22 protein-coding genes are annotated in these 24,366 nt (G+C 36.6%); 13 read left to right on the top strand and 9 right to left on the bottom strand.

Annotated elements, in window-relative coordinates:
- Positions 1-37: 37 nt before the first annotated feature.
- The 3 genes from DCC35_RS13795 to DCC35_RS13785 all read right to left on the bottom strand — a co-directional run bounded on the left by DCC35_RS13795 (position 38) and on the right by DCC35_RS13785 (position 2,804).
- Positions 38-1,402 carry a C1 family peptidase gene (locus DCC35_RS13795; protein ID WP_137091358.1) on the bottom strand — a complete coding sequence of 455 codons (1,365 nt, stop codon included), beginning with the start codon at positions 1,400-1,402 and terminating at the stop codon, positions 38-40.
- Between the two features lie 84 nt (positions 1,403-1,486).
- Positions 1,487-2,227, bottom strand: a complete 741-nt coding sequence (locus tag DCC35_RS13790) for a tetratricopeptide repeat protein (RefSeq protein WP_137091357.1) — start codon at positions 2,225-2,227, stop codon at positions 1,487-1,489.
- A gap of 10 nt (positions 2,228-2,237) precedes the next feature.
- Positions 2,238-2,804 carry an RNA polymerase sigma factor gene (locus DCC35_RS13785; RefSeq protein ID WP_137091356.1) on the bottom strand — a complete coding sequence of 189 codons (567 nt, stop codon included), beginning with the start codon at positions 2,802-2,804 and terminating at the stop codon, positions 2,238-2,240.
- A 174-nt stretch (positions 2,805-2,978) separates the two neighbouring features.
- Here DCC35_RS13785 and DCC35_RS13780 point away from each other — a divergent pair, with 174 nt between their 5' ends.
- The 3 genes from DCC35_RS13780 (at position 2,979) to DCC35_RS13770 (ending at position 6,409) form a co-directional block, all read left to right on the top strand.
- Entirely contained in the window at positions 2,979-3,509 is a 531-nt protein-coding gene (locus DCC35_RS13780; RefSeq protein ID WP_137091355.1) for a hypothetical protein, read from the top strand.
- Positions 3,510-3,531: 22 nt separating this feature from the next.
- Entirely contained in the window at positions 3,532-4,983 is a 1,452-nt protein-coding gene (locus DCC35_RS13775; RefSeq protein ID WP_137091354.1) for a tetratricopeptide repeat protein, read from the top strand.
- A 190-nt stretch (positions 4,984-5,173) separates the two neighbouring features.
- Positions 5,174-6,409, top strand: a complete 1,236-nt coding sequence (locus tag DCC35_RS13770) for a CHAT domain-containing protein (protein WP_137091353.1) — start codon at positions 5,174-5,176, stop codon at positions 6,407-6,409.
- Positions 6,410-6,453: 44 nt separating this feature from the next.
- Here DCC35_RS13770 and DCC35_RS13765 read toward each other — a convergent pair whose 3' ends face one another.
- Entirely contained in the window at positions 6,454-6,933 is a 480-nt protein-coding gene (locus tag DCC35_RS13765; protein WP_137091352.1) for a hypothetical protein, read from the bottom strand.
- A 184-nt stretch (positions 6,934-7,117) separates the two neighbouring features.
- On the bottom strand, positions 7,118-7,267 hold the full coding sequence (locus DCC35_RS22115; protein ID WP_394347732.1) for a PLDc N-terminal domain-containing protein: 150 nt from the start codon (positions 7,265-7,267) through the stop codon (positions 7,118-7,120).
- On the opposite strand from DCC35_RS22115, the gene DCC35_RS21295 reads away from it, so the two are divergent.
- The 10 genes from DCC35_RS21295 to DCC35_RS13715 all read left to right on the top strand — a co-directional run bounded on the left by DCC35_RS21295 (position 7,215) and on the right by DCC35_RS13715 (position 19,739).
- Positions 7,215-7,352, top strand: a complete 138-nt coding sequence (locus tag DCC35_RS21295) for a hypothetical protein (RefSeq protein ID WP_246070021.1) — start codon at positions 7,215-7,217, stop codon at positions 7,350-7,352. The two genes, DCC35_RS22115 and DCC35_RS21295, sit on opposite strands and share 53 nt — an antisense overlap.
- Before the next feature lie 277 nt (positions 7,353-7,629).
- Complete coding sequence (gene katG, locus DCC35_RS13755) at positions 7,630-9,885, top strand: catalase/peroxidase HPI (protein WP_137091350.1); 2,256 nt, start codon at positions 7,630-7,632, stop codon at positions 9,883-9,885.
- Between the two features lie 201 nt (positions 9,886-10,086).
- Positions 10,087-10,656, top strand: coding sequence for an RNA polymerase sigma factor (locus DCC35_RS13750; RefSeq protein ID WP_137091349.1), 570 nt, complete (start codon positions 10,087-10,089; stop codon positions 10,654-10,656).
- On the top strand, positions 10,653-11,489 hold the full coding sequence (locus DCC35_RS13745; RefSeq protein WP_137091348.1) for an energy transducer TonB: 837 nt from the start codon (positions 10,653-10,655) through the stop codon (positions 11,487-11,489). The genes DCC35_RS13750 and DCC35_RS13745 overlap by 4 nt, the downstream gene beginning before the upstream one ends.
- 3 nt (positions 11,490-11,492) lie before the next feature.
- On the top strand, positions 11,493-14,291 hold the full coding sequence (locus DCC35_RS13740) for a M43 family zinc metalloprotease (protein WP_137091347.1): 2,799 nt from the start codon (positions 11,493-11,495) through the stop codon (positions 14,289-14,291).
- Positions 14,291-15,295, top strand: a complete 1,005-nt coding sequence (locus DCC35_RS13735) for a PorP/SprF family type IX secretion system membrane protein (protein ID WP_175402827.1) — start codon at positions 14,291-14,293, stop codon at positions 15,293-15,295. The genes DCC35_RS13740 and DCC35_RS13735 overlap by 1 nt, the downstream gene beginning before the upstream one ends.
- Positions 15,241-15,912 (top strand): OmpA family protein, encoded by a 672-nt coding sequence (locus DCC35_RS13730; RefSeq protein ID WP_175402826.1) that lies wholly within the window; start codon positions 15,241-15,243, stop codon positions 15,910-15,912. Before DCC35_RS13735 ends, DCC35_RS13730 begins: the two co-directional genes overlap by 55 nt.
- Before the next feature lie 134 nt (positions 15,913-16,046).
- Complete coding sequence (locus DCC35_RS13725) at positions 16,047-18,023, top strand: hypothetical protein (protein ID WP_137091344.1); 1,977 nt, start codon at positions 16,047-16,049, stop codon at positions 18,021-18,023.
- The gene (locus DCC35_RS13720; RefSeq protein ID WP_137091343.1) at positions 18,020-18,850 is read left to right on the top strand and encodes a DUF2490 domain-containing protein; all 831 of its coding nucleotides are present in this window, start codon (positions 18,020-18,022) and stop codon (positions 18,848-18,850) included. The genes DCC35_RS13725 and DCC35_RS13720 overlap by 4 nt, the downstream gene beginning before the upstream one ends.
- A 25-nt stretch (positions 18,851-18,875) precedes the next feature.
- Positions 18,876-19,739, top strand: coding sequence for an MORN repeat-containing protein (locus DCC35_RS13715; protein WP_137091342.1), 864 nt, complete (start codon positions 18,876-18,878; stop codon positions 19,737-19,739).
- 1,089 nt (positions 19,740-20,828) lie between these two features.
- Here the strand turns inward: DCC35_RS13715 and DCC35_RS13710 are convergent.
- The 4 genes from DCC35_RS13710 to DCC35_RS13695 all read right to left on the bottom strand — a co-directional run bounded on the left by DCC35_RS13710 (position 20,829) and on the right by DCC35_RS13695 (position 24,200).
- Positions 20,829-21,404 (bottom strand): DUF305 domain-containing protein, encoded by a 576-nt coding sequence (locus DCC35_RS13710; RefSeq protein WP_217495849.1) that lies wholly within the window; start codon positions 21,402-21,404, stop codon positions 20,829-20,831.
- Positions 21,405-21,641: 237 nt separating this feature from the next.
- On the bottom strand, positions 21,642-22,391 hold the full coding sequence (locus DCC35_RS13705; protein WP_137091341.1) for a ThuA domain-containing protein: 750 nt from the start codon (positions 22,389-22,391) through the stop codon (positions 21,642-21,644).
- A gap of 65 nt (positions 22,392-22,456) precedes the next feature.
- Positions 22,457-22,948 carry a VOC family protein gene (locus DCC35_RS13700; RefSeq protein ID WP_137091340.1) on the bottom strand — a complete coding sequence of 164 codons (492 nt, stop codon included), beginning with the start codon at positions 22,946-22,948 and terminating at the stop codon, positions 22,457-22,459.
- A 277-nt stretch (positions 22,949-23,225) separates the two neighbouring features.
- A complete protein-coding gene (locus tag DCC35_RS13695; RefSeq protein ID WP_137091339.1) occupies positions 23,226-24,200 on the bottom strand; it encodes a WD40/YVTN/BNR-like repeat-containing protein in 975 nt (324 codons plus the stop codon).
- Between the last annotated feature and the right edge of the window lie 166 nt (positions 24,201-24,366).

The following is a 24,366-nucleotide window of genomic DNA, read 5'->3' as shown; positions in this document are numbered from 1 at the left end:
TACTCTCCAATGGTAACTGTACCTTTCGTTTCACCGATTACAATATCCAGGTAGAATTCTCATAACTTTCCGGTAGATAAGGACGTGGTGTAGTAGCTCCTTCGCTAAACAAGGATCCTTTCTTCGCATATCCTGCATACATTTTTCCATCGGGATCGGTATGGAAACCTGCCATATAATCGTCATCACTTAAGTAATATTCAAACTTGCGACCATCACCGATCGTACCCCAGTGGGCATTCGGATTAGAACCGTCTAAATAGAATGTTATTTTATTACCCTCGATCGAACCATTGATTTTATATGCGGAACCATCAGGTGTGTAGAAAGAACCAATTCGCTTATCATCAATTTTGTCATTCCAGTAACCAGGCAGGTGATAGATATCTAATATTCCGTCGTGGCCATCAAATACAAGGTTCCATCTTCCGACAAACTTAAACTCCTGCCATTGTTGCGGGTCCAGGATTGGGATTTCGATATAGGCTATTGCATTACCGTTTTGCCTGATAAAATCGTAAGAGACTTTAGTGAAATTATCATCTGTACCGGTAAAGCTACTTCCCCAACTATTTTTAATAAGGAAATAGTGATCGTCGGGGTTTTCACTGGTTTTGTCAAATCCTACTATAAGCATACTATGGGCTATTGTGTTGCAACCTGCATCTCCCGAAGTACATGGCCTCCATATTTCTCCATATTGTGCGTTTCCACTAAAATCCCATACTAATTCGATCTCTCTTTTAAGGATTTGCTCAATGAAGTCTGTATCCCTTGCTTTACCGGTAGATGGTCCGAAAAATTTTCCATTGGCAACTCCATAATACTTATCTGAATGCAGAAGCTCACGGGTAAGTTTATTAGGATCAAGATTGTAGTCACTTTTAACCCGTTGTTTTTTATAAACATCATCCTGCCAGTCCTCACTTGCCAGGGTCGGATCAATAGCGGGAGTGATATTGACAGATCTGTACGGCATTAAAGACTCAAGAGGGATTTTAAGACCGGTATTCATCATGTCATTGATATAACCGGCACCACCGCCGCCGCCAAAAGCACCAACCTGGGTTTCACTGCCATCTTCTCCTTTAGCTAAAATATCATCCCAATCTGGGTGTATCCAAAATGTTTTACCAAAGTGATTCATAAATTCTTCACTCATGTCTATATCACCATATCCAAATCTTTTATATGCAGCTTCTAGTCCGGCTACTGCCGCAAAAGTGATACAGGTATTTCTGCTTCCCTGACTCTTGATACTGGTTTGTTGAGGTCTTAAGTCAACTCTTAAGTCTGAATTGTCCACAGCCGGTGGTTCAACAAATTCCTCATCACAGGCAAAAAGTATCGCAATGAGCGATAAAAGCCATAATTTACTGATTGGTTTTAATACCTTTTTCATAGTGTTAATAGTTTTAATTACACCCTTAGTGAAGGCTGAAATCAAAAGGTTACCAACAATTGAAAAAAAATATTATAAAGGTGATTATTCCAGCCTGGAAAGGAGTTTATCTGCTTTGCCGGAGAAAATATGATCGCTTTCGCTAATAGAGTTGAGTAGGTTTTTAGCTTCAACTATATTGTCTGTTTTTAGATAGGCCATAGCCAGGTACCAATGAGATAGTTCTTTTGGAAGTCCGTTTGCATTCGATTTAAGATCACTGAATATAGATATAGCTGCATTATTTTCATCAGTTTCTAAGTAACTGATGCCTAAATAAATTTTAGCCATGTCAGATTGTGGATTCTCTGCAGTGAAAGAAGATAAGATTTCAATGGCTTTTTCATAATTTTTATTGTTGTATTCTTCCATTCCCTCCAAAAATAAGGAGACCTGATCACCGTTTCTTTGGGTAATCACATCTTCATAAGGAGAATAATAAGTGATATAGGCTTCATTTGTACTCAGGTCATTTGAGAAATAGCCTAACTGCCAAAGACCTATCGGAATAATCAATAGAATAATAATTGCAGCATATTTCATATAAGCAGGGAATTTTGTTGTTTTGGATTTTGAACCGATTTCATCATCCCAGTCTTTGAGTTTGTTTTGAAAATCTTCCTTCTCTGATTCTTTGATCGATCTGAATATAGACAGATAATCTTCAACCTTCTTTTGAAAGTCAAAATCTTCCAGCCTTCTTTGCTCAAATTCTTTTTTTTCGTCAGGAGTCAACCTGTCTTCAAAGTAAGCTTCTATAAGTAATATTTCGCTATCGTATTCCACTTGCTCTTATTTATTGGTTATTAACTAACTCTTCCCTGATCTTTTGAAGACAAAGACACTTTTTTTTCTTTGCAACTGCTTCATTTTTATAGCCTAATTCATTGGCTATACTTTCCATGGAAAAATTTCGGAAATAATATAACTGCAGAATTTTTTTACAAGGGTCTTTTAGTTTGTTTAAAACAGATTTTATATAATTCTTTCTTTCTATTTCTTCTTCATTATCATCATAGTCTCTAATCGACAGGTCTATTCCTGAAACATCATCCAGTGGACTGGATACTTTTAAATTCCGGTATTCAGCCTTGACAAGATTTTTTCCGATACCGAATAAATAAGTTTCTATCGTACTGTCAAGAGTTCGGATTTTATCATCCTTAATATTAAAATAAAATATCGTGAAAGCACGATGATATATTTCCAGTATGATGTCTCGCTCCAGTGAATGATTTTTCATAAACCAGCCAATGAATTTAGACCTGTGATCTTCGTAAAGTTTCTTTAATAATGATTCATCACCATTTCTGATCGAAAATAGCAAATCATTGTTACTGATCTTTACGTCTTGTCTATTCATTAGTGGGATGAAAATATAAAAGGTTACCCAAAATTTTATGGAATATCTTAAATAAGAATCAGCTTATCAAATTATTAGTATTCTACCACCAATAATTTTATAAGTGTTTTGATTTTGAAGGAATTAGAATTCATAAATTAATTTATTATTTTAGTGTTTTAAATATTAAACATTATGAAACCTATTCAACCAATTACCACGCTATTTTTACTTTTTTTATTTCTTAGTTGCGAAGATGATGTAGCCCAGCAGGAAATCCAGCAAATTTCATTTATAAATTGTGAATGCCAAAGGGCAGATAATCCTGATTATTGCGAATTGATATGTGCAGATCAAAACTCAACTTTTGCTACAGCAACAGTGATCAGAGGAAGAGGATGCGACATAGGACAAGATTGCTTTCCAAACCCTCCCGCTCTTGAAGACCTTGTATTTATCATTCCAAATGCAGAATTCAATTCTACCGTGGTTCAAATCGTCAATGATAATGGTGCAGTATATGCAAATACGGATGTTACCAATGGTGGCTTTATTGACTTTGATGAAGAATCGGGAAGTGTCGAAGCTGGCTTGGGCTGGGTAGACGGATATCCGAGTGAAGAAATTCTAACTTTAAAAGTAAGTTCGGTAGTTACCCTTCAGGATGAAAGCACCCACAACTTGCAATACGAAAGAGAACTTGGGGTAGGATTTTTCAGTGAATAATTGTTCTATATAATTTTTATATATGCATACTAAGACATTGGCAGTATTTCTGATTTTTCAGATCACTGCCTTTCTTTTTGGTCAAAATGACGATAGTGTACGCAGTCAGTTTGAAAAAGATTTTCAGGAAATAGGAGAGAAGTTTTATTTTGACAGGCCGGATACTGCGGCAATTTTGTATGAAAGAAATCTCGATAAGGCAGAGGAAATTCAGATGTGGGATCAATATCTGCATGCCATTATTAGTCTTGCTTCTGTTTCCAGTCACCTCGATAGTCTCAGACTGCTGGATAATTACCTACAGTCAGGACAGAAAGCCCTGGACCAACACGCTGACTACATTTTAAAGTTTGATTCCACCGGTTTTTTGAGGTCTAATTTTTACTATTTCCAGGGGAGATATTACTATGAGCTCTTTAATTACCGGGAGGCGATAAAATCCTTCACAAATATCATTAGCCTGCCGGAAATAGAAGAAGATTCCCTGCTCTTTTTTGATACCCACGTATCGATTGCTCAAAGTGCTTTAAATATGGCCGATTTTACGCTGGCTGAACATCACTTTGACCTGGCCTATTTGTGGGTGCCCCGCCAACATCCGGTTTACAGTGCCGGTAGAGGATATGAATATCAGCTGGCCTTTATAAACACACAATTAGGGCATGTGAACTTCAGACAATGGAAGGCAAACAAAACCAGTATTAAACCTGAACAAGCTATAAGAAAGTATAAGAAGGCACTTGAAATCATTAAACCAATAATGATTGAAAAAGGAAGCTGGAGTCTTGTAAATACAATTTACCGAAGTTTATCGTCCTGTTATCTTGAAAGTAACGAAACAGAAAGGGCAAAAGATTACCTTTCTCTATTACTTGAAAGGCCAACCCGGTCAGCTTCAGACAAAATCAGGAATTACCTTCATGCGTCAGAAGTATTTCTGAAGACAGGTGAACTAAATAAAGCTGGTAAATATATAAAGCTTGCTTATTCCGTGTCAGGTGAAAACTATGATAGTGATCATCGATATTTCGGACTGATAAATAAACAAAGAGCTAAAAAATATATTAAAGAAAATAAATTTGATTCGGCATTAATAGCCCTTGATCAGGCAGAAACCTATTTTGTCACAGGCAATAAGAATGGCCAACAGGAAGTGATAAACAACTATGAAGTTCTGGAAATATATTCTCTCAGAGGCGATGCTTATCAATCGGCAAATCCTGAGCAGGCGATAAATTGGTATAAAAAAACTGTAGAATTAGCCGAAAAGACCTCAAGGGATTTTCTTTCCTGGGAGTCCAGGCAATATCTGTCATCAGATATCTACAAAGTATTTGAAAAGGGAATAAATACCCTATTTAAATTACAAAAGAATGATAAAAAGTTGAATAATCAGGAAGATGACCTGGTCTATTTTTTGAAAAGAACCGAGCAATTCAACTTTTTAATGCAGTCAGGGATATTGAAGCCGTAGAAGCAGGGATCTTATCAGAAGAATTATATAATAAACAACAAGAATATAAGAGTAAGATAGCTTTTAATAAGCGTCAAATTACAGAGGATAGATCTCCGGAAAAGCATCGGTTAATTCTTGATCAGCTATATACAGATTATGAAGATTTTCAACAGTCTTTAAAAAGAGTAATCCCAATTATGAAGACTGGATGCCAGATACTGAACTGGTCTCTTTTAATGATATCATTGCTGAAATTAAAGGTAACACGTCGCTTTTATCATTCTTCTGGGGAGATGAAAATGTTTATTGCCTCGAATTGATGGATGATCGGGCTGCATTGCATCTGATCTCAGAAACCACAGCATTACAAGAGAGTTTATTTCAATATTTAAAATTGATTAGAACTCCTCCTGAAAGTCCGGGTCCTGTTTCAGAAGAATTGTACCGGGAAGGAAATAAACTATACGAATTGTTTTCTTCAGCTTCAGGAATTAAAGATTCCGGGATAAACTCTATCATTATTATTCCCGATGGGCCACTTTCATATTTGCCTTTTGGAGCAATGGTGGCTAAAAAGAAAAAATGGTTATTAGAAAGTAAAAGCATCTATTATTCCTCTGCCATCAGGTTGCTGCTTAAGTCTTCAACATCTGAAAGAAGTAAATCCGACATCATCGATTATTTAGGATTTGCTCCTGATTATTCTGTTATGGATGGCCAGGGTTATTCCGATATAAGAAAAGATCTCGCACCGCTGGCATATAATAATCAAGAGGTGGAAACGGTAGAAAGTATGCTTGGAGGCCGAACATTTACCGGTAGCGATGCGACAGAATATAACTTCTATAAATATTCAGAAAGCGCACGAATTTTACATTTAAGTGCTCATGCGATAGTCGATAGTGAAAATCCAAATTATAGTGCGGTTTACTTTATCGACCAATCAGATTCGGCAAAATATGAGCAACTTTTTGAATTAGACGGGTCACTTCACCTCTACGAATTGTATAATTATCAGTTTAATTCTGAACTGGCCGTACTAAGTGCCTGTGAAACAGGTTTCGGAAGATGGGCCCGGGGTGAAGGAGTAATTAGCCTGGGGAGGGCATTTCAAAGTAGTGGTTGCCCTTCTGTTACAATGAGCTTGTGGAATATTAGCGATAAGTCTTCTTCCACAATAATGGAGAGATTTTTTGAATACCTTAATGAAGGAAGGGCGAAAGATGAAGCCCTCGCTATGGCAAAAAAAGATTTTCTATCTGACCCTGCTAATAAATATTTCAATCATCCCTATTACTGGTCGGCTTTTATCGTTCAGGGTAATGCTCAACCACTAACGAATAATAAAAATGAGATATGGTACATCGTTTTAGGAATTGTAGTAATGCTTGGTTTGTACATGGCAATAAGAAAGGGAAAGGGAGGAAAAGTATTAAGAAGGTAAATGGTGAATTAAATTATATTTATCGGTAAAGTGAATAAGCTTTTTTACCCATCAAAATGCCTCTTAATATTTTTAATGTTAAGAAACCAAATCAGGATCACTGCAGGTACTGTCCAGAGTATTGCTGTAAATAAACCCCAGTAATTCATCGCATCAATTTCATTATTCGGATCATTCATTAGATAAAAAGAAATCCACCACATTACGACCCACATGTATACGATGTAGAAAATTGATATAAACGTAGCCAGTCTGTTAGCCCACATCTTATATTTAAGGATGTTTAATCCACTGAATAAAAGTAGAATTCCGATAAAAGTCATTAATATTGCGATCCCGATTATCACTCCAGTATAAGAGTGCTCATTATTCAGTGAGTCGATATTAGAATAACTACTATCTTTTAAATCCGAAAGGAATAAGATGATACCACCTCCGATTAAATTTAATAGGATCGTAAATACTGATATAACAATGATGATAATACCAGCTATTTTGATGGAATTTGGCTTTGCTTCTACCATTATCACAGACCGATAATCCGGTGTTTGATTTTGACACAAATGATTGTCAAGTGCCGTTTTTAATAATTTAATGATAAGATATATTATATCAAACTATAAGGCACCTACAGTTTATTGGTCAATAACTGAGAATCAAATAAAAGAAGGGGACTATAAACAGGTTAAGAGGGAGAATTCCTGAGGATTAAAAATCAGGGTTAAATTTCCTTCTTCCTCTCAGGGTTATTTTTCTTTTGAACAAAAAGTAAATAACAGATCCCATAACAGGAAAGATTAAAACAATGAAAAACCAGATTAATCTTTGGTTGTTATTTCTATACCTTGATCGGGTAATATCCAGAATTGCCCAAAACCAAAGTATTAATGTCAGTGGAACAAGAATTAAAATAAGTGAATCAGTCATTGTAGTTGATAGTTAATTATTGGTAGACAAATATATCAAAATAAAACAGGCTCGAACAAGTAGGTAAGCCCACTTTTAAAATTGAATCGAAAAAAAATGATTTGGGAGATAGATATTTTAACCCTCTCAGAGTGAATTGATTCACTTTGTTTACATTTTTTATTTCCTTAAATTAGATAGGCTATCTGATTGAAATATCTATAGATTTTATCTATGTATTCATAGAAAATATCGATAAAAATTATCGGTATTTTTGATTAAATTAGAATCTAAATAACTCAACATAATTTTGTATGGAAAATAAAAAACACCCCAACACGCTGGCCGGAGCAACTACTTACAAAGTGAATGCTGACAAAGAAAGTAAGTGCCCGTTTATGGGTGGCGTGGTCAAACATACTGCAGGTACAGGTACATCTAACCGCGACTGGTGGCCTAACCAACTGAAACTAAGTATTCTTCGACAGAATTCATCGATGTCTAACCCAATGGATGATGAATTTAATTATGCTGAAGAATTCAAAAAACTTGATCTGAAACAAGTTAAAAAAGAACTGAATGATCTGATGACCGACTCGCAAGACTGGTGGCCTGCCGATTATGGTCACTATGGTCCTTTTTTCATTCGTATGGCATGGCACAGTGCCGGAACCTATCGTATTGGTGATGGTAGAGGAGGAGCAGGTGCAGGAACTCAAAGATTTGCCCCTTTAAATAGCTGGCCGGATAATGCCAACCTTGATAAAGCCCGTTTATTATTATGGCCAATAAAACAAAAGTATGGTCGTAAATTATCATGGGCAGACCTTATGATCCTTGCAGGTAATGTGGCATTAGAATCAATGGGATTTGAAACTTTTGGTTTTGCCGGAGGTAGAGAAGATGTGTGGGAACCTGAGGAGGATGTATACTGGGGTGCGGAAGAAGAATGGCTTGGTGATGAAAGATATACCGGAGACAGAGAACTTGAAAATCCTTTGGCAGCTGTTCAGATGGGCTTGATTTACGTTAACCCAGAAGGTCCGAATGGTCATCCGGATCCTGTTACTGCCGCCCATGATATAAGAGAAACTTTTGGCCGTATGGCTATGAATGATGAGGAGACCGTCGCGTTAATCGCCGGTGGTCATACCTTTGGAAAAACACATGGAGCAGCAGACCCATTAAAATTTGTTGGTCCGGAACCAGCCGGAGCGACAATAGAAGAACAGGGAATGGGATGGAAAAATACCTTCGAAAGTGGTAAAGGAGAACATACAATCACCAGTGGTCTTGAAGGTGCCTGGACATCGACCCCAACAAAATGGAGTCATCAATATTTTGAAAATTTATTTAAATATGACTGGGAACTAACTAAAAGTCCGGCGGGAGCTCACCAGTGGAAACCAAAGAATGGAGAGGGAGAAGGAACAATTCCTGATGCGCATAATCCTGATAAAAAACATGCTCCTTTTATGTTGACAACGGACCTTTCTTTGAGGTTTGATCCTGAGTATGAGAAGATCTCAAAAAGGTTTATGGATAACCCGGATGAGTTTGCCGATGCGTTCGCTCGTGCATGGTTCAAACTTACCCACAGAGATATGGGTCCAAAATCAAGATATCTGGGACCTGAAGTTCCTGAAGAAGATCTGATCTGGCAGGATCCGGTTCCTGAGGTGGATTTTGAGTTAGTTAGCGATAAGGATATAGATACCTTAAAAGGGAAAATTCTTGATTCAGGATTATCAGTTTCTGAATTAGTTTCTACTGCCTGGGCATCAGCATCGACATTCCGTGGATCAGATAAACGAGGTGGTGCAAACGGTGCAAGAGTGAGACTGGCTCCTCAAAAAGACTGGGCTGTAAACAATCCTGAACAATTATCTAAGGTAATTGGTAAGCTGGAGGAAATTCAAAAAGATTTCAATTCCGGTCAATCAGGTAATAAGAAAGTATCACTTGCAGACCTCATTGTTTTAGGAGGTAACGCTGCAATCGAAAAAGCGGCTAAAGATGCCGGACAAGATGTTTCAGTTCCATTTACACCGGGTCGAACTGATGCGACGCAGGAACAAACTGATGTTGAGAATTTCGAGCCGCTTGAGCCAAAAGCAGACGGTTTTAGAAATTATTTGAGTCAACAGTATTCTGTTACAGCTGAAGAAATGCTGTTGGACAGAGCCCAGCTTCTGACCTTGACAGCTCCGGAAATGACTGTTTTAATTGGAGGAATGAGAGTTCTGGACACAAATTTTGATGGGTCTGATTATGGAGTTTTTACTAAAACTCCGGGTAAGCTGACTAATGATTACTTTGTCAACCTTTTAGACCTGGGGACAACCTGGAAATCTGTTTCGGAAGCTGATGATCTTTTTGAAGGAAAAGACAGAAAATCCGGAGAGGCAAAGTGGAAGGGAACCCGTGTGGATCTTATCTTCGGTTCAAATTCTGAACTGAGAGCACTTGCCGAAGTATATGCTACAGAAGACTCTAAAGATAAATTTTATAAGGATTTTGTTGCAGCCTGGAATAAAGTAATGAACGCAGATCGATTTGACGTTAATTAATCAGTTTTAGCTAATTAATTTTGAAAAGGTGGCTTTTTATTAAGTCACCTTTTTTTATTTGATTTTTATGAACCTCCAGATTTTTATTTTTTCTATGGATAATGATGATTTAACCTGTTAAATTGGACCCTTGATTTTAATGTGGAATATTTTTTTACAACATTTGTTACTTTTTGTTGTGTTCTGCATTTCTATGAGTAAATGAGCTTTGAATTGACGGACCTGATAACCTATACCAACAAGCTGATCGACGAGAAATCGGAGGAGGTGATAATTAATGAGGCAAAAAAGAATCCTCAGAAATTTGAGCCTATTTATAAGAAGTACTATAAGCCTCTATTTCGCATGGTCATAAGCAAAACCCGTGATCCGGATATCACAGCTGATATCCTGTCCGGTGTGTTTTGTAAAGCACTTCATAAATTACCTTCTTTTGAATGCAGAGGTAAATCAATTTACTTTTGGTTGTATAGAATCGCTGTTAATGAATGCATGCAATATTTCCGGAAGACCGGTAAAGTACGTCATGTGGAAATAGAAAATGCATCCGGTCTTTTTGATGAGATCTCTGTTTTTTCTGACGAACAGAATATCCGATTAAAGAAATCCCTTGAAAAACTTTCTGAAAAAGAATTACAAATAATCGAATTGCGATTTTTTGACGGATTGAAATTTCAGGAAATAGCTGAAGTAATTAGCAAGAATGAGGGGAGTTGTAAAATGCGTCTATACAGAGCTTTGGAAAAACTTAAAAAATTAATGGGATCATGAGATCAAAGATCAAAATAGAGAATAAATCCCACAAGATCTCAGATAGAGAGATCGAATCAAAGATGGACTTTGGTGCTGTATTAGAACAATACAGGACTGAAAAGATAGATAAACAAGTAACCAGAAAGCTTACGATTAGGTTTTCAGCTGCACTGATAGTAGTGCTTTCTTTGATAATTGGTTACCTGGTTGTCCAAAACGCTGATAATAACCAGGAATTAGAAACCAATAAGGAGTCTTTTGTTATTGAGGATAACCCCTCAGATATAAACAAAATGGCAATTGATTCAAGCAATTTCGTAGAAGAGACTGATTCTTCTGCTGATTCATTAAACTCTGCTTTTAGAAGTAAAGAATTAAGTTCTAAAGATAAAACCACACCCGGTATTGATAAAAATGATAATACTGAGAGTTTAAATAAAGAATTTTTTTCTCAATCTAATGAGGTGAAGGTGATTAAAGAACAAAAATTACCGATTAAAAGTAAACCGAAAAACAAAGAGGAAATAAAGGGAGAAATTGACACAGAGCATTATGTAAATGCAAAGCCTTTAAATGGGGTGAAGCATATGTATTCATACTTTGAAGAAAACCTGAAATATCCTGAAATAGCTTTAAAAGATAGTATCGAAGGAGTGGTTGAAGTACAATTTGCCATAATGCCTGATAGTTCCATTACTGAAATTAAAGTAATTAATTCGCTTGGGGAAGCTTTTGACAAGGAAGCAATTCGATTAATTAATGAGATGCCGGTATGGATTCCGGCCACTTCAGGTGGAGAGCCTGTTCGTAGTGAAATTTCAATCCCGTTTAACTTTAATATTGAGCAATAAATAATGATTCATCGTAGATTTTTTAAAATCAGGGGTAATATTCTAAAAAAGATATTGCTACTCGGGTGTTTATTTTTTGGATTATTTAATACCGTCGCACAGCAAAAAGTGGATGAGTGTGGTATTGAAATTCCCGATCTTGAAACTAGGGAGCTTCAGGCTTCCAGATTTGCTCAGTGGCAAAATAGTAAAGCAGGGCAGAGGAACATAAATGAGCAATATACCATACCGGTGGTTTTTCATTTAATCGAAGAGAATGACAGCATCTCTGACGCTGAGATAATCACCTTATTAAATAATCTGAATGATGGTTTTGCCAATGCTGGAATGTTTAATTCTGTGACCGAAGGTGTGGACACTAAAATCAGGTTTTGCCTGGCTTCAAAGGCACCAGATGGATCTAAAACTAATGGGATCACGCGAATGTCCAGTGATTATTCAGATTACGACATGGATCTGGAAGATCCTGAATTAAAAACCAAAGTTCAGTGGGATCCACGATATTATTTGAATATATGGGTTGTCGATAAGATATACTCAGAAGTGATCAGCAATTATACAGGGAGAACCTGGTGGACCAGAATTCCTGCAGCTGGTTATGCAACCCTTCCTTATGATACCACCCAGGTATATAATAAAAGTGACGGGATAGTTATCGGGGTTAGAAGTCCTGACGTACTCGTTCATGAATGTGGACATTATCTGGGGTTATTACATACGTTCACCGGTGGATGCTACAATCAGGATTGTACTGTAAATGGCGATATGGTATGTGATACACCTCCGGATGACAGTATGCTCGAAGGTTGTGAAACGAATACCTGTAACACAGATACCTTGTCAAATTATAGCAATGGCAATTTTTACGAGGACGTTCCTGATATGAATTCAAATTTTATGGATTATTCATCGGGTTGTGGTAATGCTTTTACTGAGGGACAGGCAGAACGAATGAGATTCCACCTTGAAACTTACCGTATAGACCTTTACATGGAGAGCCCGGGTAATCCGTTAACTTGTAACGACCCTTGTCCGGAAGTTTCAGAGTTGTATTTCGATCAGAAAATGGAATTCCCGACTCCCGATGATACAGTCGAATTTAATGCCTTTGGTGATGGATTCATTAATTATGAATGGTACGTTGAATACCTCGGCAATGGGAGTCACAATTATTCTGTGGTCTGGGAAAAAGGGTATGTTCCTGATTCATTAGCCACAGAAACTGATTCTGTTTTAAATTACTCTTTTGATGAAACAGGTAAATACCGGGTATATCTTAAAGCCTGGAAGGATGATCCAACTTGTTTTTCTTCCTATCAACGAATTGTTAATGTGATGTGTGGAGTGGATGCCAGGTTTTACCCTGACAAGAGATTTATAGCCTCAAAATTACCTTTATCCAGGTTTACTGAACCTGTAACTTTCAAAAACATATCAACTGGAGCGAATAGCTATGAATGGGAGATAGTACATCGTGGACCAGCCGGACGACCCGATTTACCAACATATACCACGACAGACTCTGTTGATCTTAACTATTTGTTTGAAGAACCCGGGTACTATTATATTACTCTCAAAGCTTTTAATGGAAATTGTGTTGATCAAACAAATACATTTATCCTGGGTGTTGATGACCCGACAATAGATGGGATCCCTTCGATTATGGATGTCAATTGTTTCAATCAGGATAGTGCTTTGGTTGAACTCAGAGTATATAATAATGGGTATGATACCGTCAATGTGGGAACTCCAGTGGCTTTATATAATAAAGATCCAAAACAAACTGACGCAGAATTACTGGCAGTATTTGGGTTGCCGGAAATTGTTTACGGATTTGATAGTGCTGATTACCATTTTGTTATAGGGAAAGAGAAGCTGGAGAATGATATTTTTGTTGTTTTTAATGATAGTGGAAAGACAAGTCCTCCCGTAACATTTCCCCGACCTGATGAAAATGTTTATAGTTTCAATACTGAATATCCTCAAACCGGCTATGCCGAATTAAAATACGATAACAACTTTGATCATTTATCTTTTGAAATCGACTCGCTACGATTTGCAGAAGACAGATGGGCCTGTCTGGGCTCAGAAATTTTCCTGGAGTTAGATAATGAGGAGATCGATTCTGCAGGATGGTATTCTTATAATAATGGAGATCTTGGTTACGGTAATCCTGTGAGCTATGATTTTAATGGTCCGGATACTGTGGTTCTGTCTGTTAAAACGATTTATGGATGTGAATACTATGATACTTTACAAGTTCATTTGAGCAAGCCGGAGGTTTCTGTAGCAGATTCGGTATTAAAGGTAGAAAGAGGAGGGAGTGCCAGACTTTCTGCAAGAGGGGCCTCAACATATACCTGGTCACCACCTGATTGGTTAGATGATCCTTTTATTTCTTCACCCAGAACAACTCCTGAGGATCCGATTTTATATACAGTTGAAGGATTAGATAGTCTCGGTTGTTCTGATACTGCAGAAGTGATGGTATTTGTTATTACAACAGCGCATATCCCTGAGCTTTTTACACCAAACGGAGATGGAGAAAATGATCAGTTGAAAGTATATGGTCTTGAAGGAGTAAGAGATATTCAAATTAGAATTTTTAATAGAACCGGCAGCCTGGTTTTCGAATCTGATAACCCTTCCTTACTCAGCAGTTCCGGATGGAATGGAAAGTGGAGAGGTAAAGAGCAACCAAGTGGAATTTATTTTTGGAAGGTAACGGGCACATACATTAACGGTGAGCCTTTGCTACTCAATGATGGTAAAGAATCAGGCGCAGTTCATTTAATAAGATGATGAGGAAATTTATATACATTTATTTGATGCTTTTATTTGTGCCTTTAATAGTAAAAGGGCAGCAATATCAGTTCAGTCAATATAATTATTCAATGCAGCAAGTCAACCCGGCTTCTGTTTCACTCGATAATTTTGCTACAGCCTCATTTATATACCGTTCTCAAAGAAGTCAGCCCGGAATTGAGCTTAATAATCTTTTGGTTTCAGCGAAATATCCGATTCTTGGCAGGAGAGGTGATCGATGGTCTGGAATCGGGGTAACTATTGGCCATGATCAGACCGGTTATGACGGGCTATTAGAAAAGATGAATTTCGGGGTTAATTATGCTTTTAATTTTTTTCTCGACAGGAGTAAAAGAAAAGTACTTAGCTGGGGTGTCAGAGGAGGGTTTCATATGTCAGGATTTAATATGGATAATCTCACCACCGGAAATCAATATAAACCGGGAGGTTTTGATCCGGGTATCAGTTCCGGAGAGGACCTTGGTGCATTAACAGCTAATTACTTTACGATTGGGTCCGGATTGATGTACGAGTCCAGGAACAGAGATGATGAAAGACTACTGCATTGGGGAATTGCGATTCAGGATTTTAACCGTCCGAATGAAAGCTTTTCCGGAGAGAAAGCTTTATTGCCTGTAACTTATGTCGGAGAGTTTGGTTTCAGGGCATATGAAAATTATTATTTCAATGTTTATCCGGAGGTGCTTTATTCACATTCTGCTTCAACGGGGATTTTAAGCGTTGGAATGGTGACAACCTATAAACTGGATAAATATTATTATCAGTTAACCGATCAGGAAATAAAATTGCATACCAAATATCTTTCGAACCAGGGGATATTACTTGGGTTTCAATGGCATAAAGGACCTGTTTCTGCGGGGGTAAGTTATGAGATACCTGTCAATAACAGATTAGCTAACCGGGGGCTATTGAACTTGGATTTCAGTTGGGTAAGGAAATTAAATCAAGGTACCGATATAAGAGAAAATCCCGTAATATAAATAAGAAGAGAAGAAATAAACGCAGAAAAAAGAAGGACAGAAAGAAAAATAGTAAGGAGAAAAATAAATCCGGAAATGATAAAAAAGTGGTAAATGATAACTCAACAGAGCAAACTCCGATTGATCCGCGCGATAACTATGAGGAGATAGATCAGCTGGATCCAAAAGAAGTGGTTGCCAGTGAAGAAGGTCCCGGATCTGAAAATGATAAGGCCGGAACAGAAGGAGATGCTATTGCCGGAGATTTTGAACATATCCGAACAGATGAAAAAGTATATTTTAATTTCAATTTCGCTACAGACCAGGCACAGCTCCAGCAAAAAGATAAGGAGACTCTTGATGAGTTGGTTGAGTTAATGAAAAGCGATTCATCTCTACAGGTTAAGATCGAAGGCCATACTGATGATGTGGGGACTGAAGAATACAATATTAAACTTTCAGAGAGGAGAGCTGAGTCTGTTGCTGATTACCTGATCTCAAATGGAATTATGGAAAGCAGAATTGAATTTTTGGGCTGGGGAGAATCCAAACCATTAGTCGAAAACAATAGTAGCGAGAACAGAGCTACCAACAGAAGGGTTGAATTTACTATAATGGAAAATGATTCTGATAATTGAAATAGGTGATTAATTTTTAATGTCATTTACTTCATTAAGTAATAAAGCTTATCAATGCATAATCATTGATAAGCTTTTTTATTAATTTTATTGATGTTATTTTGCGCTTTTCGTAAAGATGAAACCGGCTCTAAATGTTTAGAAAGTACTTTTTACAAGATAAAATTTCATTATTCCTGAAAGTTTGTCTTTTTGTCCTGCCATTTGTGCCTTTTACAATGGCTGGGCAGGGAGAAACAGAATATTCTGGAAATTTCAGTGTCTCAGGTTATGCAGGCGATGCAGAATTTGAATATATAATTGAAGATGGAGATACAATCTTAAATGGTCCATTTCAATTAAGACAAATAAATCCCGGTTCATTACTTCAGGGTGGAGATGATTATTTTCTTTTTAAAGGGGGATTTCAAAATGACTATCCTGATGGATTCTGGAAATTTGTTTTTGGTCAACTCTCAACCAATAATAAAGCTGAATTTGATAAGAATGAATACCATGTAAAGATTAATGGTGTTGTTCATACTGCAACGGGAAATCTTTATAGCGGTAAACCCAATGGTAAATGGAACCATAAAATTGAAGAATTGAATGGTTCAGAAGTTGAACGTGTCCTGTTTAACAGTTCAATAAATTTCGAATATGGAGTACCACAAAGGAGTTTCAATATTGAAAATGAGAACCTGACACTAATAGGAAGGTTTCTTCGTGATGGACTGGCGCATGATGTGTGGGAATTATATAGTTCCGATGCTCTAGGAGCTACTGAAAACTGGTATTTTCAGGATGGCCGACTGGAACAGATAATTATTCAGCAGGATAATGAAACCCGTACGCTTAAAGGTTTTCCACGAAACATGAATAACCCTAAGGTTATCAATCTCGATGAACGCTTTATTAAAATTTTGCAACTGAGACAGCAGTTGATCAATAAAGGCGATACTATTCTTAACGATAGTCAAATGGGAGATCTTCTGGCTGAAAATGCCGATAATTATAAAAAGATAGACGACATTCTTTCCAGCCTGGGCAAATCATCATTTATGCCTGAATTTAAGGTCAAAGCAGCTTATTTTCCGCTGACTGATCGGGAAAATCAATTGCTGGATAATATTAATGAGTACGTTGAAAAATCAGATGAAATCAATGAATTTTTAATTGAAAGTTCACAATTGAAAATCCTTCAGCTTTCCGATGAGGATGTTGCATTTTTGGTGGCAGCAATTAAAGAGATTAATGAAACATATCTTTCACTGGTTAAGGATGTTGTTAGTTACAATGAATCCGATATTCTTGAATTTGTGCCTCGCAATGAATTTAAAGGAGAACACAATTATAGAACTGAATTTGAAGTCAATTACCAGGGACAAGATGAAATGCTAACCGGTTCATTTTTAGGTCCTCAAGAGGGTAATTTTAATTTTAATAAAGAAGGACTGGAACTTGTTGCCGAGGTAGCAGAATATTCTTATTTGAGTCTGGAGTATATCGAAGATCAGTTAAGTAATAAACTCACAGAGCGTCAGCAGGAACAAAAACTTGCAAACCTGGAAGAAGAACTTATCATGGGACTGAATGCTGCTAATGAAGCAACAGATTCTTTGAGTGCAATACTCGAAGGTCCTGAAAAGCAGGCCATATTAAGTATAAAAAATAAGGTTAATAATGATTTAAAAAGTTATTCTTCAATTAAGGATCCTAATGTGAAAATGAAGAGGGCACGTGAGTTGATCACATGTTTTGGTGATCTGACTCAACTATCATTAACAATTGGTAATCTTCCGGCGAGAGCACAGGAAATAAAAGAAGAATATACAGAGGAAGTGTTTAATCCATTTACCGCCACATTAATGGATGAAGAAGTAAAGAAAAGAATTACTAATGCATATAATACTGTGCTTATTCCTCACTTTCTAAATAAAGTACAGTCTGGTCTGACATGTGACAACACAAAAGAAATTAATAATCTTCTCAATAACGCCTACTTAAGAGTAATGGAATTGAAAGAAGAAGATACTTCCCGCATCGAAAGGAAGTTGAAGAAGGAGAAGGACCCACAGGAAGTTCTTCAGTTGCTTAATGTTCAGGCAGTAAATAATGAGATTGACGGATGAGAACAGTAAATAAAACCTATACCAGTATATTGATCCTTTTATTGATGTTTTGTTCTTTTCCGGCGTTTTCTCAGGACAATGTTTTACCGGAGAAGTCCAAGATCAAAGAACCAACTAGTATATTCTGGATCAACACCTATGGGAATATTCGTTTATCAAAACGATTGTTCTGGGTAGCTCAAACTCACTTCAGGTTCCAGGAAAAGGGCGGAACCCCAATGGTTGGGCAGATTGCCCAGGTTTATAACCGGCATGCCCTTGGGTACCTGTTTTCTAAGAAATTTAACGTGGCAGTAGGGGGTGTCCTGCGTATAAATTTTAATACCAGTGATGTTCTAGAGTCTGGCGAAAAGTCTGCTGTTCCTGAATGGCGTATTTGGGAACAAGCCCAGTTTGCTATGCCATTGGGTAGATCTATGATCTATCACCGCTTTAGATTTGAGCAAAGATGGTCTAAAGGATACCTGGAAGATAGCGACTATATTTATCGTAATCGGTGGAGGTATATGTTCAGGATGAAAATACCAATTAATAAGCCGAAACTCGCTTCAAATACCTTTTATATAGCTCCTGAGGCTGAGTTGATCATGCAAAGTGGTGAGCCGGTTATCGACAGTCCATTGGAAGATCTGCGATTGCATACTTCTTTTGGATATATTATTAGCCCCAGATTAACCATGGCAACGGGCTTTTTGTATTCTCTTGGTCAGGAACTTCACAACGGTGGTTACTATAAACAGAAAATGGGCCTGAGGTTTCACGTTTATTTCTCACCAGATTTCCGAAAGGTTAAGCACAAACTTCCTTCAATCCATAAGGATGATTGATTTTTTAAAGGTATAATTGTTTTCAATGAAACGAAAAAGCATTAAAATACTAACATACGTCGCCCTTGCAATATCAATAGCACTGGCTGCATATTATTTTTTCAGGACACAAAGCCTTAAAAATAAGGTTGAATCAAGTAATGAAGAGTTAGCACAGATTCTTGAGAATGTTGAAAAGCAACAGCAAATTCTTTCTATTGATTCAATATTGATAGAAGGTGATTATTCTGCTGCATTAAAGGCTTACGAAAAGCAACTTGAGGGAGTTAATGATGAAGAGGCAGAAGCGATAAGAAAACGTATTAGACTAGTGCAAAGTTTAATGTATGAGCCACAGACGAAGGTTGAATCAGATACAGATAGTGTTACCCTGGCATATATTGATTCACTTGAACAATCGACAAGAATTGCTACTCCTGAAGAGATCAGGCAATATGATTCTCTTTCTTTTGCTTTAAGGAAAGTGAAAGTACAAGTGAATAACTTACAGCGACAATTAAGGCAAAAATCTTTTGGACAGTATATCACTTTTAAAAGTAGCAAGGGAAGTACTGTGCATTACGTTGGTCAGGTAAAAGAGGGAAAGGCAAATGGAACAGGTGTTGCCCTTTTAAAGACCGGTAGCCGCTATGAGGGTGAATGGAAAAATAACCAGCGTCATGGGGAAGGGGCTTTCTACTGGCCTGATGGAGAATACTATAAGGGAGAGTACAGAAATGATAAGCGTCACGGTGAGGGAACTTACTACTGGCCTAACGGTGAAAAGTTTGTTGGTCAATGGGCTAATGATGGCAGAAACGGACGGGGTATCTTTTATGGTGCAGATGGTGATGTAGTAGCCAGTGGCATCTGGAAGGATGATGAGCTGGTAGAAGTTGATGAAAAGTAGATAGCTATACCTGGCCTGTGAAGACACAGTCAAGCAGAAGCAGTATTTTGAATTGTAGGAAGACACTCCCTGCCGCTACAATAGAGTCATTATATCACAATTGTCCCTGATTTCAGGTGTCTCCACCTGAAATGTAAACTATGGATTAAAAATCCATCGATAGGGCTTCGGAATTGCAAATTCCAAAGAGCAGTTGTGTATCATGAAATCGGCAACATATTCCTAAAGTATTTTCGTAAAAGAAAGGTGCTGTTCGACATTTGTAATGTCGAACTGTTATCATAGGATTTGTAATCCGAATTGATAGATTACCTTGCATGTGAAGACACAGTCAAGCAGAAGCAGTATTTTGAATTGTAGGAAGACACTCCCTGCTGCTACAATAGAGTCATTATATCACAATTGTCCCTGATTTCAGGTGTCTCCACCTGAAATGTAAACTATGGATTAAAAATCCATCGATAGGGCTTCGGAATTGCAAATTCCAAAGAGCAGTTGTGTATCATGAAATCTGCTACATATTCCTGAAGTATTTTCGTAAAAGAAAGATGCTGTTCGACATTTGTAATGTCGAACTGTTATCATAAGATTTGTAATCCGAATAGATAGAATACCTTGCCTGTGAAGACGCAATCAAGCAGAAGCAGTGTTCTGAATTGAAAGAAAATACTCACTGCTGCTACAATAGAGTCATTATATCACAATTGTCCCTGATTTCAGGTGTCTCCACCTGAAATGTAAACTATGGATTAAAAATCCATCGATAGGGCTTCGGAATTGCAAATTCCAAAGAGCAGTTGTATATCATAAAATCTGCTACATATTCCTGAAGTATTTTCGTAAAAGAAAGATGCTGTTCGACATTTGTAATGTCGAACTGTTATCATAGGATTTGTAATCCGGATTGATAGATTACCTTGCCTGTGAAGACACAGTCAAGCAGAAGCAGTATTCTGAATTGAAGGAAAATACTCCTTGCTGCTTCAATAGAATCATCATATCAAATCTGCCTCTGATTTCAGGTGTCTCCACCTGAAATGTAAACTATGGATTAAAAATCCCGAAGAGCATCAGTGAATGGTTTCTTAATTAGTTAGCCTTAACACTTTCAGTTTTTCTTGTTTTTTCATCAAGTTTACCTTCAAATTTTGGGATGGGCCGTGCTTCTTTTTCTTCTTCTGTTTTTACTATCCCGTTTTTCTTTATATCGTCGATCAGCCACTGCATTTCCATGATCTCTTTACGCTGGGCTTTGATTATATCATTTGCAAGTTCCCGGACTCGGACATCTTTGATTTGAGCCCTTTCACTCGTTAAAATAGCGATTGAGTGGTGTGGAATCATTCCTTCCATATAGTCAGTTCCTGTTACAGTTACCTGGCTTCTTACCAGCCAGATAGATCCTCCGATCATTAAAAATCCCAGAGCGAAGATTGCCATATTTTTGCTTTTATCTTTATACATGTGAAGCATATAAGAAAGCATGATAATGATCATTGCCCCACCCATTATAATAGTCATAAAAAGCCTGGTTTCACTATACCAAAAATGATCGATCACCTGGTAAGAATGAGTGTACATTAATAGAAACATTGCAATCATCGATGTAGCGATCATTGCAAAAAACTTAAGATAACTACCTCCTTTGTCGTGTCCGTTCTGCATGGTGTGTTAATTTTTGTTGTTTAAATATTTTGGTTACAATTATGAAGAAGAATTTTCACAGGAACTCTTACTCCATATTTCTCATCCCTTATAGTGGTATTATAAGTTTCAAGGGTTATTGTAAAATAACCTTTTCCGAATCCAATTAAAACTCTCCTAACTATTAATCAATTAAAAATCAGGAAGTAAATTGTATGACAGGTTGATATTCCTTTCAATATTATTATTAATGTCTACTTATTCTAAAATGCTAACATCATTAGTGGCTGTCCATTCTATTGAACGACTAACCAATTTTCTAAAAACAGGGTTTGAGAAGGTTTCTCCTCTGTCACCTAATTGTAAATACACTATTCTCGATTTTTTATACATATGAGTCCACCCCATGATCTTTTCATTATCAGGGTGATTTGTAGTTAGTATTGGGTTTACATCTGCTGATACTGAATATTTTTTATATACCTCATCAAGAATAGTGAAATCTTTGATTCCTCTTGTGATAGGATGGTTATTATCAACTATATGGATGGGGATTTTAACATCATGCTTATAAGTGGAAGGGGTGACTTTTAGTGAGTCACCATCATCGAGAATCTTATAATATTTTCCACCAATTATTTTTTCATATTCACTCCATTTTTGATAAGAAACCAGGGCATGATGTAAAAAAACCAGGCCTTTTCCTTTACTTAAGACTTTAAGGAATTTTTCTTTTTGTTCTTCATTGATTTCCTGTACTACGTCATAATATACAATTACATCAATACTATCGATTGCAGAAGACAGATAAATATTATTAGCTTCCGGTTGAGATTTAGTGGCATACGATATATGATTGAACTGATCAAACATAGTTTTTACAGCCAAAGTATCCATCTTTTTTCCGCCGGTAACTACTAATACGTTTATATTTTTTTCATTAGGAATACTGCAGCCCAGAAGTATTAACAAAAGTATATAAAACAGAACTTTAAAATATTTTTTCATCAATATTTTATCATTTTCCAATAAAGATTATTGATTAGGGAATTCAGGAATTTACTCACACTAAATTATTTATACAAGTCATTGATCTCTACCCAATATCCATCAGGATCTTTTATCCATGTTTGCCTGACATTGTCCGGTCTTTCACTGATAAAATCATCGTTTCCTTTTCCCAGACTACCATAAGTATAGCCTCGATCTTTAAGGTCTTTTAAAAACTCATCAAAATTCGGAACAGCCAGTGCGAAATGATTAAAACTATTCGGATTGACTTTAACCCCTTCAACTTCACCCATGTGGAGCTCCAGGTTGTCACCGAGTGAGATAAACATCTGTTTTTCCGGTAACCAGTCGGCTTTTATTTCTTTTAGCTTTAGTACTTTGGTGTAGAAATGTTTACTTTTTTCAAAATCAGTAACAACTATAGTTACATGCTGTAGACTGAGTTTAGGACTGTTATCTGTTGAAGAACCGTTTTGTCCCTGAATGTTGATTACACAGGTAACAAAAATAAATACAATAACTAAATAAAGGCGTTTGGTAAGACAGGAAGGCATGATTGTCTGCGGTTAAGTGGTGAAATCAGATTGTTTCGGGTACTCAATTACTTGAGTAAGTGACTGTTACTTAATTTAACAATAAATGATTGAAAGTATTGGATTTTTGGGTTTTATCGATTTGTTGAATAAAACTACTGAAGAAATAAACTAAGAATTATTCGCAGAATAATGATTTTTAAATAGATAAAAAGAAGAAACCCTGCCTGTGATACATGCAGGGTCAGGATCATTAAACACTTACGTAAACGTTATAGGGTGTTTATGTTTAAATTGATTATTCTTCAATTTTTATTTTAATAAGATATTCAATGCCCGTCATTCCGGTATAAGCTATACCAAAGCCTGAATTTGAATCAATGAAATCGATTGCTCTCATGTCGCTTATATCATGAAAAATAGTAGTTTCCCAATCCTTTCCTGAATTATTAGTTATATATAGAGCTCCATAGGGAAAAAATCCTTTTTCAGGATATTGCTTTCCAAAACCGATTACAATATCATTATTGTATACTTTAATATCGTTAATATAGGCGGGGATTTCATATTCCCAGGTAGTTTGAATATTACTTTTCAAGAAATTCTGGCCAATGAAATAAAAATTTTCCTGGAATGCAGTTACCTGATATAAATGGGATGAAGTATTTAAATTTACTTGTTTCCAGTTTATACCATCGTCAGAACTTTTAATGAATTCACCTCCACTCCCACAGGCATAAAGGTCGCCATTTTCTTTTTCAATTAAATCTCCCCAAAAGTGAGAATTGATATCAAGCTCGGTCCACCCGGTTCCACTATCATAAGTTCTCAAAATATGATCACCTAAGGTGAAACCTGTATTGGAATCTATGAAATGAATTTCCCTTAAGTTTATACCTCCTGAAATTTCAGTTTCCATGAAAGAGTCGCCAGCATCAGTTGTTTTTAAAAGATGAAATAATTCTTCTTCAGGAGTTTTTGCAAGTATAAATCCTGTCTGACTGTTTAGAAATTGGATGTCAAGTAATTCATAATCCGTATTGTAAAGTATAGTCCAGTCAGTTCCAGAATTATCTGTACTTAAAATCCGACCTTCAAAATCAATTACATATCCAATGTTATTATCGAGGAAGTCGATCTCTTTTATTCCAAAATCTGTTTCAATCCGCTCGAGGCTGATATTTTTTTCAGTTAGATGAATTTTAATATCATCTTCGTTGTTGCAGGCAGTTAATAAAAATAGTGTGGTAAGAAAAGTAAAAAGTTTTTTCATGTTGTGATTACCCAAGGGTAAACTCTGCTCTTAGAACTTAACTCTCAGGGTTTTTGATTTAATAGTTAATAATTCATTAAAAAAAGCACCTTAAAGCAAATTTAAATTAACAGAAGGAAGACAAAAATTGAATCCGTTATTTTCGCTTAAAGGCAATATCTGTAAA

The sequence above is a fragment of the Mangrovivirga cuniculi genome (assembly GCF_005166025.1).
In the GTDB taxonomy this organism is placed as follows: Bacteria; Bacteroidota; Bacteroidia; order Cytophagales; family Cyclobacteriaceae; genus Mangrovivirga; species Mangrovivirga cuniculi.
The sequence above is the reverse complement of the archived record's forward strand: the minus strand, read 5'-3'. Positions and strand labels throughout refer to the sequence as shown.

Bases quoted from the DNA above. Each gene is read 5' to 3' on its own strand.
- DCC35_RS13795 (WP_137091358.1), bottom strand. From the start codon at position 1,402: ATGAAAAAGGTATTAAAACCAATCAGTAAATTATGGCTTTTATCGCTC.
- DCC35_RS13785 (WP_137091356.1), bottom strand. From the start codon at position 2,804: ATGAATAGACAAGACGTAAAGATCAGTAACAATGATTTGCTATTTTCG.
- DCC35_RS13780 (WP_137091355.1), top strand. From the start codon at position 2,979: ATGAAACCTATTCAACCAATTACCACGCTATTTTTACTTTTTTTATTT.
- DCC35_RS13775 (WP_137091354.1), top strand. From the start codon at position 3,532: ATGCATACTAAGACATTGGCAGTATTTCTGATTTTTCAGATCACTGCC.
- DCC35_RS13770 (WP_137091353.1), top strand. From the start codon at position 5,174: ATGCCAGATACTGAACTGGTCTCTTTTAATGATATCATTGCTGAAATT.
- DCC35_RS13765 (WP_137091352.1), bottom strand. From the start codon at position 6,933: ATGGTAGAAGCAAAGCCAAATTCCATCAAAATAGCTGGTATTATCATC.
- DCC35_RS21295 (WP_246070021.1), top strand. From the start codon at position 7,215: ATGAAAAACCAGATTAATCTTTGGTTGTTATTTCTATACCTTGATCGG.
- katG (WP_137091350.1), top strand. From the start codon at position 7,630: ATGGAAAATAAAAAACACCCCAACACGCTGGCCGGAGCAACTACTTAC.
- DCC35_RS13750 (WP_137091349.1), top strand. From the start codon at position 10,087: ATGAGCTTTGAATTGACGGACCTGATAACCTATACCAACAAGCTGATC.
- DCC35_RS13745 (WP_137091348.1), top strand. From the start codon at position 10,653: ATGAGATCAAAGATCAAAATAGAGAATAAATCCCACAAGATCTCAGAT.
- DCC35_RS13740 (WP_137091347.1), top strand. From the start codon at position 11,493: ATGATTCATCGTAGATTTTTTAAAATCAGGGGTAATATTCTAAAAAAG.
- DCC35_RS13735 (WP_175402827.1), top strand. From the start codon at position 14,291: ATGAGGAAATTTATATACATTTATTTGATGCTTTTATTTGTGCCTTTA.
- DCC35_RS13725 (WP_137091344.1), top strand. From the start codon at position 16,047: ATGTTTAGAAAGTACTTTTTACAAGATAAAATTTCATTATTCCTGAAA.
- DCC35_RS13720 (WP_137091343.1), top strand. From the start codon at position 18,020: ATGAGAACAGTAAATAAAACCTATACCAGTATATTGATCCTTTTATTG.
- DCC35_RS13715 (WP_137091342.1), top strand. From the start codon at position 18,876: ATGAAACGAAAAAGCATTAAAATACTAACATACGTCGCCCTTGCAATA.
- DCC35_RS13710 (WP_217495849.1), bottom strand. From the start codon at position 21,404: ATGCAGAACGGACACGACAAAGGAGGTAGTTATCTTAAGTTTTTTGCA.
- DCC35_RS13705 (WP_137091341.1), bottom strand. From the start codon at position 22,391: ATGAAAAAATATTTTAAAGTTCTGTTTTATATACTTTTGTTAATACTT.
- DCC35_RS13700 (WP_137091340.1), bottom strand. From the start codon at position 22,948: ATGCCTTCCTGTCTTACCAAACGCCTTTATTTAGTTATTGTATTTATT.
- DCC35_RS13695 (WP_137091339.1), bottom strand. From the start codon at position 24,200: ATGAAAAAACTTTTTACTTTTCTTACCACACTATTTTTATTAACTGCC.